The sequence below is a fragment of the Kribbella sp. NPDC054772 genome (assembly GCF_053611945.1).
The window spans coordinates 520,824-533,133 of record NZ_JBSHBJ010000001.1; the positions used below are offsets into that span (position 1 = coordinate 520,824).

The following is a 12,310-nucleotide window of genomic DNA, read 5'->3' on the forward strand; positions in this document are numbered from 1 at the left end:
CGCGGGCGGTGCCGCGGCTCGGCGCCTCGCGCCCGCACGCCGCCGGCCGGGCGGCGCTGGGTTCCCCCCCCCCCCCCCCCCTCCACCGGCACCGTGCAGGTGTGGTGCCGGGCGGCGACGCAGAGCGGTCTGACCGACCTGGTGAAGAAGTTCAACGCGTCCCAGAACCGGCTCACCGTCGAGCTGACGCCGGTTCTGGACGCCCAGTACGTGACCAAGCTGGCGACCGCGATCCGCGGCCGGACGGTGCCGGACCTGGTCGACATCGACGACATCAACTCAATGCTGTTCATCTACCGCGACGCGTTCACGGACCTCACGGAACCGCTCGCCGCGCTGGATTTCCGGGACCAGCTGAGCCCGGGCCACCTGCGGCTGGCGACCAGGAACGAGCGCGTGTACGGCGTTCCGTACCTCGCCGACAACTCGATGTTCTGGTTCAACACCGAGCTCTGCGACAAGGCGGACGTCGATCCGGACGAGGCCGTGAAGTCGTTCGGAAACCTGCTGGACGCCGCCCGCCGGTTGCGGAAACTCGGCGACGACATCTACGCCTGGAGTTTCCCGGCGAACAGCCCGGGTGCGCTCGGGTTCGTCGTCCAGCCGATGGTCTGGGCCGCGGACACGGATCTCATCCAGGGCACCATCGGAAGTCAGTCCGGGCACATCATTGGGAACGACACCGTCCGGCAAATGCTCGAGCTGCACCGCCAGCTCTGGGTCGACGGTCTGGTGCCGCGGCCGAACTTCTCGGACGACGCTTCCCGATGGGGCAGTGATTTCCGGGCCGGAAAGGTCGGAATCTTTCCGTCGAACTACAGCGTGGTGGTGTCCGGATCGGACCCGGCTTTCCAGAAGAAGGTCACGCCGCGGCTGTTGTCCGGACCGGACGGCGGCGCGGCGTTCTTCGACGGCGGCGACAACATGTGCATTCCGCGCGGCGCCCGGAACGCGTCCGGCGCGTGGGAGTTCGTCCGGTTCGCGCTGGACCTGCCGCAGCAGATCGACCTGCCGGCCGGCGGATACACGCCGGTGCGGTCGGACGCGCGGACGCCGGAGTTCGCGAAGAAGTACCCGTTGGCGACGCTGCCGCTGGAACGCATCAAGGAGGGGTACGCGCCGACAACGCTTTCCTACAACCTCCTCTACAACCAGCCGGACGGGCCGTGGCTGCAGATGTTCCGCCGCGCCGTGTTCGACGGCGAGCTGGAGGCCGCCATGAAAGAAGCCCAGCAGAACTATGACCGCATTCTCCGTCAGGGGCAGGCATGAGTACCGCGGTGCGCGGCAATCGTCGCCTGGATCCGGGTCTGCGCCGGGCCGCTTCGGCACGCGGCCGAGTGGGTCGCGGCTCGCTGACCCATCCGTCGCGAACCGGCCTGCTCCTGGTGAGTCCCGCCGTACTGTTCGTCGGCGTCTTCGTCCTTGTCCCGCTCGTCTTCGCCCTCGTGATCTCGCTGACCAACTGGCCGCTGATCGGCTCCGTCAAGTTCAGCGGGCTGAAGAACTACACGGCGATCGTCTCCGACGCCGCGTTCGCCAAGTCCGTCCTCTACACGCTGCTCTACACGGTCATCGTGACCGGACCGATCCTCGTGCTCGGGTACGCCCTCGCGGTCCTGGTACGCCGGAAGCGCCGCGGCTCGACGCTGCTGCGCACGGTCTTCTTCCTCCCGTTCGTCGTCGGCTTGTCGACGCTCAGCTTCGTCACGGTCCTGGAGGCCCAGCCGGAGAGCGGAGTGATCAACATCGTGCTCCGCGAACTCGGGATCACCGACGGTACGACGGCCTGGCTGGTGGATGGGCCACTCGCGACCGGACTGATCTGCGTGCTGGTGATCTGGGCGGTCAGTGGGCTGACGATGATGTTGCTGATGGCCGGCATGCAGGCGATCCCGCGGGAGTACTACGAGTCCGCCGAACTGGACGGCGCCGGCTGGTGGAAACAGGAACAGGAAATCACGATTCCGATCCTGCGCCGGACCATCGCGATGGCGGTGATCATCTCGGTGATCGGGTCGTTGCTGGCGTTCTCGCAGTTCTACATCCTGACCCGCGGAGGTCCCGGGACGGACACCACGACGGTGGTGCAGTACATCTACAACCGCGCCTTCGTCCAGCTGCAGCTCGGTGCCGCGACCGCGCTGTCGATCGTGCTGGTGATCGTGGTCGGGCTCGTCACCGCGGCCCAGTTCCGGCTGCTCCGGGAGAAGGACTGACGATGCGACTCAAGAACACGTTTTACGTCATCGGTGGCGGCGGGGCGTTCCTGGTCTTCGCCGTACCGTTGCTGTGGGCACTCTTCCGGTCGGTGCAGCCGAACGACGTGATCGTCGCGGCACCGGACGGAAGGACGTTCTTCCAGCTCACCTGGGACAACTTCCGGACCCTGATCGAGGGACCCGGAAACCTGATCCGGGCGGTCGGAAACAGTCTGCTCGTGGCGATCAGTACGTCGGTCCTGACTGCGCTGCTCGCGACGCTGGCGGGGTACGGGTTCGCGCGTTTCCGGTTCCGCAGCGGGCCGGTGTTGTTCGCGCTCGTGGTGGTGTCGATGATGATCCCGTTCCAGGCGATCCTGACGCCGCTCTACCTGGAGATGAACGTCCTGCGGCTCACCGACAGCCTGCTCGGGCTGGTGCTGTTCTACACCACGGTCAACCTGCCGTTCGGGGTGTTCGTGATGCGGAACTCGTTCTCCTCGGTGCCGGTCGAACTCGAGGACTCCGCCCATGTCGACGGGTGCGGAACGTTCCGGATGATCGGTTCCGTACTGCGCCCGCTGATCACTCCCGGCGCCGCGACGGTGGCGCTGTACGCGTTCCTCGCCGCCTGGACCGAGTTCCTCGGAGCGCTCACGTTCCTGACCAAGGACGAGCTGTACACGCTGCCCGTCGCGCTGGTGAACGTCCAGGCCGGCGCGTACGGCGAGATCAACTTCGGCTCGTTGGTGGCCGGATCGGTGATCGCGATGATTCCGTGCGTCGTGCTGTACGTCGGCCTGCAGCGGTTCTACGTGTCCGGTCTCGCCTCCGGAGCGGTCAAGGGCTAGACCGGAGCTACAAGCTGGGCCGGATCTCGTGGTCGGCGTGCGCCGTGGCGTGGGCCTCGCCGACCTGCCGGCACAGCGCCATCAGGTCTTCCTCGTTCCGGACCTGCTGCTTCGCCTTCGGGCCGAGGTCCGTGATGTGGTCGCGGGCCCGCAGCAGCCGCTGGAAGACTCGCTCCCGCTCGGCCGGGTCGTCGGTGTACTCCGGGTCGAGGTAGGCGACCGCGTCGCGGCGGATGTGGGCCATCGCGGTCTGCGTGCGTCCGCGGGTGCTGAACAGTGAGGCGAAGATCGTGATCAGCAGGACCACCAGGATCACGGCCAGCGAGAGCCCGGTGCTGATCTCGGCCACCTCGACGTGGTCACCACCGTTGATGAACGGCAGGTTGTTCTCGTTCAGCGCGTGCAGGATCAGCTTGGCGCCGATGAACACCAGGATCGCGGCCAGGCCGAAGGACAGGTAGATCAACCGGTCCAGCAGGCCGTCGAGCAGGAAGAACAGTTGCCGCAGTCCGAGCAGACTGAACGCGGTCGCGGTGAACACGACGTACACGTTCTGGGTGAGGCCGAAGATTGCCGGGATCGAGTCCAGCGCGAACATCAGGTCGGTGAAGCCGATCGCGACCATCACCAGCAGCATCGGCGTCAGCATCCGGCGGCCGTCGACCCGCGTCGTCATCCGGTCCCCGTCGTACTCGTCGGTGGTCCGGAACAGCCGCCGGGCCATCCGGACGACGATGTTCTGGGCCTGGTGGGATTCCTCGGTTTCCGGTTTGAGCATGTTCCCGGCGGTCAGCAGCAGCGCGATTCCGAACAGGTAGAACACCCAGGAAAACGTGTGCAGCAGCGCCGAGCCGACGAAGATGAACGCGGACCGCGCGATCAGGCTGACCACGATCCCGACCAGCAGGACCTTCTGCTGGTTCTCCCGTGGCACCCGGAAACCGCTCATGATGATCAGGAACACGAACAGGTTGTCCACCGAGAGCGCTTTCTCGGTGATGTACCCGGCGAAGTACTCCGAGCCCATGCCGGTGCCGCCGATCAGCAGCGTTCCGAGCCCGAACAGGATCGCGATCCCGACGTAGACCGCGGACCACGCCGCGGCTTCGCGGAGCGTCGGCACGTGCGCCGACCGGACGTGGAAGAAGTAGTCGAACAACAGCAGCCCGGCGATCGCCAGCAGCGTCAGCACCCAGACCAGAGGGGACACGGTCATGCCCTAACCCAACCATGCTCGCCCTCCGCGTCTGCCCGACTTCGAGAAAATTGCCGGAAAGGCATCTTTGCTCTTTGGGCAACTTCTGTTACGGTCATGACATGGCAGACGGGTTGCGCGAGCGCAAGAAACAGGAGACCCGGATCGCGCTGAGCTGGGCGGCGGTCCGGCTCACCGTCGAACGCGGGTATGGCAACGTGCGGATCGAGGACATCGCCGCCGAGGCGGGCGTCTCGCTGCGCACGTTCCGCAACTACTTCGACAGCAAGGCCGACGCGATCGCGGCCCGCGAGGTCGACCGGAGTCTGCGGATCGCCGAGGAGCTCCGGGCCCGGCCGGCGGACGAGCCGCTCTGGACCGCGCTCCGGGTCGCGATCGAGGCTCATTTCGCGCTCGGCGAGGAGGGCCACGGCGGCCGGCGCCCGCCGGACGAGAAATGGCTGACAGGCATCCGGCTGATGATGACCGAGCCCGCTCTGCAAGGTGCGGTCGCGCGCGCCTATGCCCGCGCCGGGGATGAGCTGACAGCCGCGATCGCGGACCGGACCGGTACGTCGGGGCTGTATCCCCGGCTGGTCTCGGAGGTGATCAACGCGACCCGTGGCGTTGTGACGGCGGAGTGGCTGCGCGCCGACCCGCCGCGTTCCGTCGCCGACCTGCTGTCGGAGGCGCTCGACCTGGTCGCCGCCGGCCTGCCGATCCCCGAGTAACACCCAGCTTCACAGCTTTGCGAACCCCGGTGAGTCGCCGGGGCGGTCAGTCACGCCTGAGTGGAGGGACGTCATGGACGCCGAAGTCGTCATTGCCGGGGCCGGACCGAACGGCCTCATGCTGGCCGGTGAGCTGCTGCTCGCCGGAATCCGGCCGATCGTGCTCGAGAAACTGCCGGAACGCAGTACGACGCCGCGGGCCAACGGTCTCGTCGGCCAGGTCGTCCGGATGCTCGACCGGCGCGGAATCTACGAACGCCTGAGCGGTACGACGGGCGCGCCGCGGCCGGCTCCGGGTTTCGTGTTCGGCGCGATGCCGTTGCGTCTCGACCTGCTCGAGGAGAACCCGGTCTATCTGCTGCAGGTGCCGCAGGTGCGGATCGAGGAGGTTCTCGAGGAGCGGGCGCTGGAGCTCGGGGCCGAGATCCGGCGCGGTCACGAGCTGCTCGGATTCACCCAGGACGCGGACGGGGTGACGATCTCGCTGTCCGGTCCCGAGGGGGAGTACCAACTGCGGACCGGGTACCTCGTCGGCGCCGACGGTGGTCGCAGCGTGACGCGGAAACTCGCCGGGATCGACTTTCCGGGCGTCACCAACGACTCGATGGTGTCCCGGACGGGCAGTGCCACGGTGCCGCCGGAGTACATCGTGAACGGGGTGCTGAAGGTTCCGGGGTACGGCGTGATCCCGCCGTTCCTGCATCAGCGGACGGAACATGGACTGTTCGTGTGGGCACCGTTTCCGAATCGGTTGCCGGCCGTGAGTACGGGCGAGTGGGACACGCCATCGGATGGCGAGATGACGTTCTCGGAACTGCAGGCGAGCGCGGATCGAGTGCTCGGCGTACATCTGCCGCTGGTCGAGCCGACAGGTGACGGGGTGCGGCAGTTGCGGCGGGTTGTGGGCGGAAACAGCCGGCTGGCGTCACGGTTCCGTTCCGGGCGGGTGTTGCTGGTCGGTGATGCCGCGCACGTGCATTCCGCGATCGGCGGGCCTGGGCTGAATCTCGGGCTGCAGGATGCGGTCAACCTCGGGTGGAAGCTGGCTGCTGAGGTACAGGGTTGGGCTCCGCCGGGGTTGCTCGACACGTACGAGTCCGAGCGGCGGCCGGTGGGGGAGCGGGTGGTGCTGCAGACCCAGGCCCAGTCCGCGCTGATTGCCCCGGGCAACGACGTGACGGAGTTGCGGAAACTGTTCGGGGAGTTTCTCGACGATCCGGGGAACGTGAAGCGAGTGGCCGACCTGATTTCCGGCGCGGACATCCGGTACCACGACGGTCCGCACCCGATGGTCGGGCGATGGGCACCGGATCTCAGGATCGAACGCGATTCCGGGACGGTGCGGCTGACCGAGCTGATGCACGCCGGCCGTTCGCTGCTCGTCGACCTGACACCCGACGGCGCGTTCGCTGCCGAGCCCGTTCCGGAACAGGTGGACGTGATCACCGGCCGCGGCGAACGCCAGATCGCCCTCCTCATCCGCCCCGACGGCTACGTCGCCTGGGCCACAGAACCCGCCGATGCGGCGGCCCAGGATGTGAGTGGTTTGCGCGAGTCCTTGGGGCGGTGGTTTCAGGCGCGGCCCTTGACCAGCGCGACGAGGTAGCGGCAGGGCGTCGTACCGGGGTTGTGGAAGGTGGTCGCCGACGGTGGGCCGAGGTGGAGGCAGTCGCCGGTGTGCAGGTCGTGGACCTGGGAGCCTTCGTGGAAGCGGAGGTGTCCGTCGAGGATCCACAGCTGCTGGTTCTTGAAGATGTAGGCGTCGGCCGGGTACGAGACCGAGGCGCCGGCCGGCAGTTCCACCTCGACCAACTCCAGCGGCCCATCGGTCGCCGGGGACACCGCCCGCCGGCGGTACCCGGTGACCGGATCCGTCCAGACCGGCTGGTCGTCCGCTCTGCGGAGCAGTTCGCCTGTGGTTTCCGCGCGGGCGACCAGTTCGGACAACGTCATTCCGAGCGCGCCGGACAACTTTCCGAGCAGTACGGCGGTGGGTTGCGCCTCGCCGCGCTCGATCTTCCCGATCATCGCCCGCGACACTCCCGACCGCTCGGCCAGCGCGTTCACGGACAGGTCCTGTGCGGTGCGCGCCTGCTGCACGGTGGCCGCCAAGGAACGAGACAGATCGTCGATCACGCTTGCCACTATAGCGCCAGTTGTGGCTACTATCGTGCCATGGTTCAGGTCAGAGACGCCTCGGAAGCTGATGCCGAGGCCTGCGCGGCGATCTACGCGCCCTATGTCACCGGCACCGCGATCACCTTCGAGATCGACCCGCCGACAGTCGTGGAGATGGCCGAGCGAATCGCCAAGGCGCAGTCGACCCATGCGTGGCTGGTCCTCGAAGACGAACACCGCGTCGTCGGGTACGCGTACGCCGGTCCGATGAAACCGCGCGCGGCGTACCGCTGGTCCTGCGAAGTCAGCGTGTACGTCGAACCGGGCCGCCGCCGCTCCGGCGCCGGCCGCGCTCTGTACGAGGCGCTGTTCGCCCGCCTGACGGACCGCGGTTTCCGGACTGCGGTGGCCGGTATGACTCTTCCCAACCCCGCCAGCGAGGGTCTCCATAAGTCCCTCGGCTTCGAGCCCATCGGCACCTACCGGAACATCGGCTGGAAACTCGACACCTGGCACGACGTCGCCTGGGCCCAACGCCCCCTCGCCGAACTTCCCGACCCGCCGGCAGAACCCAGCTAAGACCCTAACCATCCGGTGCCTAGCTCATCGGTGGGCAGGTGCCCCCGGGGGTGGTGGCGAGTTCGAAGTGCCACATTTCGTTGGCGAGGGTCTGGCAGAGGCCGTAGCGGTTGCCTTTGCGGATCAGCCAGTCGTCGGCATCGGTGGGGCCGATGTCGACGGCGTGTCCGGTCACGTGGTGCGACTCGTCCGGGTCGGCGACCCACTTCAGTGCCTTCTTCTTGCTGCCGTATTTCCGGATCGCCTTTTCCAGCAACTCTTCCTGGTATTTCCGGCTCCGCCAGCCGGTGGTGACCTGCATCCTGATCCCGTCGTCCTTCATCGCGGCCTCGGCCCGCTGCACCGCTTTCCGCAGCGCCGGGTCGAGCCTGGCGATCCCGGGCAGGTCGGTGTCCGACGCGGAGGTGTGATCCGGCAGTACGCCGTCCGCGGCGCCCGGACCGCCCGAGCCGGAGCCACCGCGATCGGATCCGCCCCGCATCGGACCGGAGGTGGACGCCGATCCGGGCGGCGTGTCCTGCGCGGAAACCGCTGTACAGGCGGCCAGCGAGAAACTGATGACTGCGGCAACGATCGCCAGGCCGGCCGGAGTGGCCGACCGGCGTCCGCGTCGGTAGATGGCAGCGAGGTGATCGATGAGCATGCCGACAGTCCATCCGGAACGATGTTGCCGGAGCGTCTGCAATTTCGAATACGTTTTCCATACACCCCACCTGCTTCAATGGACGGTATGCGGGTGCTGGTCGTCGAGGACGAGGTCTATCTCGCGGAAGCGATCCAGGCCGGTCTGCGGCTGGAGGCGATCGCGGCCGATCTGGCCTTCGACGGGCACTCCGCGCTGGAGTCCGTGACAGTCACGGCGTACGACGTTGTGGTGCTGGACCGTGATCTCCCCGGGGTCAGCGGCGACGAGGTGTGCCGGCAGATCGTTGCGCAAGGCATCGGGTGCCGAGTGCTCATGCTCACCGCGGCCGGTGATCTCGACGACAAGGTGGCCGGGTTCGAGCTCGGCGCCGACGACTACCTGACCAAACCGTTCGAGCTCCGCGAACTCGTCGTACGCCTCCGTGCGCTGGTACGACGGCCCGCCGCGACGACCCCGACCGTGCTCGAGTACGCCGGGGTGCGGTTGGACCCGTTCCGGCGCGAGGTGTACCGCTCCGGACGCTACGTGAAGCTCCAGCGGAAACAGTTCGCCGTACTCGAGGTATTGATGGCTGCTCGTGGTGGGGTGATCAGTGCGGAAACCCTGCTGGAGAAAGCGTGGGACGAGAACGCGGATCCGTTCAGCAATGCGGTCCGGTTGACGATCTCGGCGTTGCGGAAACGACTTGGTGATCCGTGGGTCATCCACACCGTCCCAGGTGTCGGCTACCGGATCGGTGACGCGTGAGCGGCGGGGTGATGGTGGCGTGAGCGACGAGCAGTTGATGACCTGGCGGCCGCGGTTGACGGTGCGGCTGCGGCTGACGTTGAGTTACGCGGGCCTGCTGGTGCTCTCGGGCGCCGTGGTCGCATGCATCATCTGGCTGGTTTTCCGGATCGTTCCGAACTACCCACTGACCGCTGCCAATCCGCGTGACCTGCGCGACGGGCTGCCGCCGTCACGCGGCGAGATCCTCGACCTCGTGGTGAAACTCTCCGCGGCGGCAATCGGGTTCCTGGCAATCGTCGGGCTGGTCGCCGGGTGGTTCCTGGCGGGCCGGATGCTGAGGCCGCTGCAGGAAATCACCGCCGCAGCACGGAAAGCGGGGAGCGGATCGCTGGACCACCGGATCGGGCTCACCGGGATGCGGGACGAGTTCACCGAGCTCTCGGACACGTTCGACCAGATGCTCGACCGGCTGCAGTTGTCGTTCGAGCAGTACCGGCGATTCGCGGCGAACGCGTCGCACGAACTGCGGACCCCACACGCGGTGATGAAGACGATGCTGGACGTCGCGCAGGCGGATCCGGACCATCAGGATGTTCCGCAACTCGTGAAACGACTGGCGGAAACAAACCAGCGCGGGATCGACATCGTCGAGGCACTGCTGAGCTTGACGGCCCTGAACAACCGGAACGCACTGAGTGAACAGGCCGGCGAGCTGGATCCGGTCGACCTTTCCGCGGTACTGCGGGCCGCCTGGCCGGCGTTGTCGGCGGAGGCTGCCGGAGCCGGCGTCACGCTGTCGTCCGAGCTGACGGAAACTGTTGTCGAGGGCAATGATGTTCTGTTGCACCAAGTGGTGACCAACCTGGTGCAGAACGCGATCCGGCACGGCGGCGGGTCGGTCGAGGTCACGGTTTCCGGCGGCGCACTCGTCGTACGCAACGATGGTGAGCTGCTGGATCCGGAACGGGTTCGGACCTTCGTCGAACCGTTCACGAAGGATCGGTACCGGGCCGGTCACGGGCTCGGGCTGGCCTTGGTGGATCGGATCGTCGAGGTGCATCGCGGGCGCTTGGAGCTCGTCGCGAATCCGGGCGGCGGGCTGACCGCGACCGTCGTACTGCCCGAGGCTGTCGTGGATAGCTGAGCCGACAGTTGGTTGGCCCGGTCCGAGAGCGAGGATTGTCAGGTGAGTGATGACCGCCAGCCGCAACCCGCCCAGCCACACGACAGCCAGCCAGAATCCACTTGGCCGGCTGCCAGTCAGTCAGTCGACCGCGAAGTGACCGTTCGGTTCGCCCGCGAGGAGGACGACGCCGCGCTGCTTGCGATCGAGCGGAGCTCCTGGGATGCGTCGTCCGGGTTCCCGTCCTACCAGGACAACCTCCAGGACACGTTCTTCAGCCGCAGCGGTCCGGAGGCACACCTGGTGGCGGAGTACGGCGGGAAGGTGGTCGGCTACCTCAGGCTTCAGGACAAGTACCCGTTTCCCGAGGGCTCCGGCGTTCTGACGATCAACGGTCTCGCGGTCGCTCACGACGCCCGTCGCCTCGGCGTCGCCAACGCCCTGATGGAGGCCACCACCGCCGAGGCCCGCAACCGCGGCGCCCGCAAGATCAGCCTGCACGTCCATAGCACCAACACGCCGGCCCGCCGCCTGTACGAACGCCACGGCTACGTCCTCGAAGGCACCCACCCCCAAGAGTTCCTCATCGAAGGCACCTACATCGACGCCCTCGACATGGCGAAAACTCTGTAGCGACTGCGGGGGAACAGTAGCGAAGGCGCCGTGCTCATCCGGGGGTGGATGGGCGCGGCGCCTTTTGGCTAGCGGTGGGGGTTACGGGTTGAGGCCGTGTTTGTGGAGCCAGGGCTCGGGGTCGATCGGGTCGCCGCCGCCGGGGAGGACCTCGAAGTGGACGTGCGGGCCGGTGGTGTTGCCGGTCATGCCGATCCGGCCGACCATGGAGCCGGCGTCGACCGAGTCACCGACCGAGACGTCGAACTCTTCCATGTGGCTGTACGACGTGACGGTGCCGTCGGAGTGCCGCACCTTGACCTGGCGGCCGTACGCGCCTTCGAAGTCGGCCTGGATGACCGTACCGGCCATCACCGAGCGCACCGGCGTACCCATCGGGGCCGCGAAGTCCAGACCCGTGTGGTTGTGCGCCCAGCGGCCGCCGGCCTGGTTGAACCGGGCGGTCAGGTGGTAGCCGGTGGTCGGCAGGACGATCTTGGCCTTGGCCTTCTCGGCGGCCGCCTTGAGCGCCGCGGCCTTCGCGGCGACCTCGGCCTTCGCCTCGGCGAGGGCCTTGGCGTTGGCGGCGGCCTTCTTCGCCGCGGCCGCCTTGGCCGCGGCCAGGGCGAGCGCCCGGCGCTGCGTCAGGGCCGCGTTCGCGGCGAGCTTCGAGGCCCGCTGCTGAGCTGCCTTCTGCGCGGCCTGCTGAGCCGCCTTCTGAGCCGCCTTCTGGGCAGCCTGCTGGGCGGACTTCTGCGCCGTCGCCAGCGACAGGTCGATCCGGGACGTGTCCCGCGATCCGAGGTCGCGCCGGTCGATACGAGCGGCGTTCAGAGCGTCGGCCTGCAAGGGGTTCAGGCCGGTGCTCGGCGCCGGTGACGACGGACCGGATGCGGCCGAACTGAGGCCGACGGTGGCGGTTCCGGCCGCGGCCGCCAGGGCGGCGGTCAGACCGATGATCTGGGTACGACGGGTCGCGTGGCGACGGATGAAGCGGTGCTTGGCCACCCGGCGCAGCGCAGCCGGACGACGCGACGCCGGCCGGTCTGCGTCCGGCGCGTCTTGATGAGGGGGCACGACAAAACCTTCCAGGGAGGGGCTGCCGCCGCTGAGGGGGTACGACGACTGAACGACCATAACGACCGGGTCACGAACGCCTCAAACACAGATTGCGGAAAGTTCAACGAAATCGAACACGCTCGGTGAGGCCACCCTGCCGCCCGGTGCATGCTCAGGCGTGAACCGCCTGGGGAAGAAAGGCGGCGTCGAGGTGACGCGGATCACGTCCAGATTAGGGCCGAACGGCCCTTTCGGACCGGTATAAGCCGTCCACATATTGAGAGCTTTGTCGACCAACTTACTAATCTTTCAGGCGCGTCCCATACTGAAGTGACACGGCCGACGAGAGGGGACGGACATGACGCGCAAGCCGCCGTACTACCGCCTCCACATCGACCTGCTCCGCGTCTCCAGCGCACTCTGTCTGCGCTGATCCGGTGTCTGAGCCGTATCTGAGCTGAGCCAC

14 protein-coding genes are annotated in these 12,310 nt (G+C 67.4%); 10 read left to right on the forward strand and 4 right to left on the reverse strand.

Annotated features, from left to right (window positions below; translation table 11 throughout):
- The first annotated feature begins 93 nt into the window (after nt 1-93).
- From ACWGID_RS02595 to ACWGID_RS02605, 3 genes are read left to right on the forward strand one after another with little or no spacing between them, the layout of a single operon-like run.
- Nucleotides 94-1,272 (forward strand): extracellular solute-binding protein, encoded by a 1,179-nt coding sequence (locus tag ACWGID_RS02595; protein ID WP_452193712.1) that lies wholly within the window; start codon nt 94-96, stop codon nt 1,270-1,272.
- Complete coding sequence (locus ACWGID_RS02600; RefSeq protein WP_452193713.1) at nt 1,269-2,219, forward strand: carbohydrate ABC transporter permease; 951 nt, start codon at nt 1,269-1,271, stop codon at nt 2,217-2,219. The genes ACWGID_RS02595 and ACWGID_RS02600 overlap by 4 nt, the downstream gene beginning before the upstream one ends.
- A gap of 2 nt (nt 2,220-2,221) precedes the next feature.
- Nucleotides 2,222-3,052, forward strand: a complete 831-nt coding sequence (locus tag ACWGID_RS02605) for a carbohydrate ABC transporter permease (RefSeq protein WP_452193715.1) — start codon at nt 2,222-2,224, stop codon at nt 3,050-3,052.
- A 7-nt stretch (nt 3,053-3,059) separates the two neighbouring features.
- Here the strand turns inward: ACWGID_RS02605 and ACWGID_RS02610 are convergent, their stop codons facing one another.
- Nucleotides 3,060-4,268 (reverse strand): TerC family protein, encoded by a 1,209-nt coding sequence (locus ACWGID_RS02610; protein ID WP_452193717.1) that lies wholly within the window; start codon nt 4,266-4,268, stop codon nt 3,060-3,062.
- 101 nt (nt 4,269-4,369) lie between these two features.
- Here ACWGID_RS02610 and ACWGID_RS02615 point away from each other — a divergent pair, with 101 nt between their 5' ends.
- Nucleotides 4,370-4,978, forward strand: coding sequence for a TetR/AcrR family transcriptional regulator (locus tag ACWGID_RS02615; RefSeq protein WP_452193719.1), 609 nt, complete (start codon nt 4,370-4,372; stop codon nt 4,976-4,978).
- A 73-nt stretch (nt 4,979-5,051) separates the two neighbouring features.
- Complete coding sequence (locus tag ACWGID_RS02620) at nt 5,052-6,584, forward strand: FAD-dependent monooxygenase (protein ID WP_452193721.1); 1,533 nt, start codon at nt 5,052-5,054, stop codon at nt 6,582-6,584.
- Here ACWGID_RS02620 and ACWGID_RS02625 read toward each other — a convergent pair.
- Nucleotides 6,551-7,114: a helix-turn-helix domain-containing protein gene (locus ACWGID_RS02625; protein WP_452193722.1), complete on the reverse strand. Its 564-nt coding sequence runs from the start codon at nt 7,112-7,114 to the stop codon at nt 6,551-6,553. The genes ACWGID_RS02620 and ACWGID_RS02625 overlap by 34 nt on opposite strands.
- A 39-nt stretch (nt 7,115-7,153) precedes the next feature.
- Between ACWGID_RS02625 and ACWGID_RS02630 the strand changes: the two genes are divergently transcribed.
- On the forward strand, nt 7,154-7,675 hold the full coding sequence (locus ACWGID_RS02630; protein WP_452193724.1) for an N-acetyltransferase family protein: 522 nt from the start codon (nt 7,154-7,156) through the stop codon (nt 7,673-7,675).
- 19 nt (nt 7,676-7,694) lie between these two features.
- Here the strand turns inward: ACWGID_RS02630 and ACWGID_RS02635 are convergent, their stop codons facing one another.
- A complete protein-coding gene (locus ACWGID_RS02635; RefSeq protein WP_452193726.1) occupies nt 7,695-8,318 on the reverse strand; it encodes a M15 family metallopeptidase in 624 nt (207 codons plus the stop codon).
- Between the two features lie 87 nt (nt 8,319-8,405).
- Here ACWGID_RS02635 and ACWGID_RS02640 point away from each other — a divergent pair, with 87 nt between their 5' ends.
- The 3 genes from ACWGID_RS02640 (at nt 8,406) to ACWGID_RS02650 (ending at nt 10,806) form a co-directional block, all read left to right on the forward strand.
- Nucleotides 8,406-9,068, forward strand: a complete 663-nt coding sequence (locus tag ACWGID_RS02640) for a response regulator transcription factor (RefSeq protein WP_452193727.1) — start codon at nt 8,406-8,408, stop codon at nt 9,066-9,068.
- A gap of 19 nt (nt 9,069-9,087) precedes the next feature.
- Nucleotides 9,088-10,194 (forward strand): sensor histidine kinase, encoded by a 1,107-nt coding sequence (locus tag ACWGID_RS02645; RefSeq protein WP_452193729.1) that lies wholly within the window; start codon nt 9,088-9,090, stop codon nt 10,192-10,194.
- A gap of 135 nt (nt 10,195-10,329) precedes the next feature.
- Nucleotides 10,330-10,806, forward strand: a complete 477-nt coding sequence (locus ACWGID_RS02650; protein WP_452193731.1) for an N-acetyltransferase family protein — start codon at nt 10,330-10,332, stop codon at nt 10,804-10,806.
- A gap of 81 nt (nt 10,807-10,887) precedes the next feature.
- Here ACWGID_RS02650 and ACWGID_RS02655 read toward each other — a convergent pair whose 3' ends face one another.
- The gene (locus ACWGID_RS02655) at nt 10,888-11,862 is read right to left on the reverse strand and encodes a M23 family metallopeptidase (protein ID WP_452193733.1); all 975 of its coding nucleotides are present in this window, start codon (nt 11,860-11,862) and stop codon (nt 10,888-10,890) included.
- 340 nt (nt 11,863-12,202) lie between these two features.
- Between ACWGID_RS02655 and ACWGID_RS02660 the strand changes: the two genes are divergently transcribed.
- Nucleotides 12,203-12,277, forward strand: a complete 75-nt coding sequence (locus ACWGID_RS02660) for a putative leader peptide (RefSeq protein ID WP_355483003.1) — start codon at nt 12,203-12,205, stop codon at nt 12,275-12,277.
- Nucleotides 12,278-12,310: the final 33 nt, after the last annotated feature.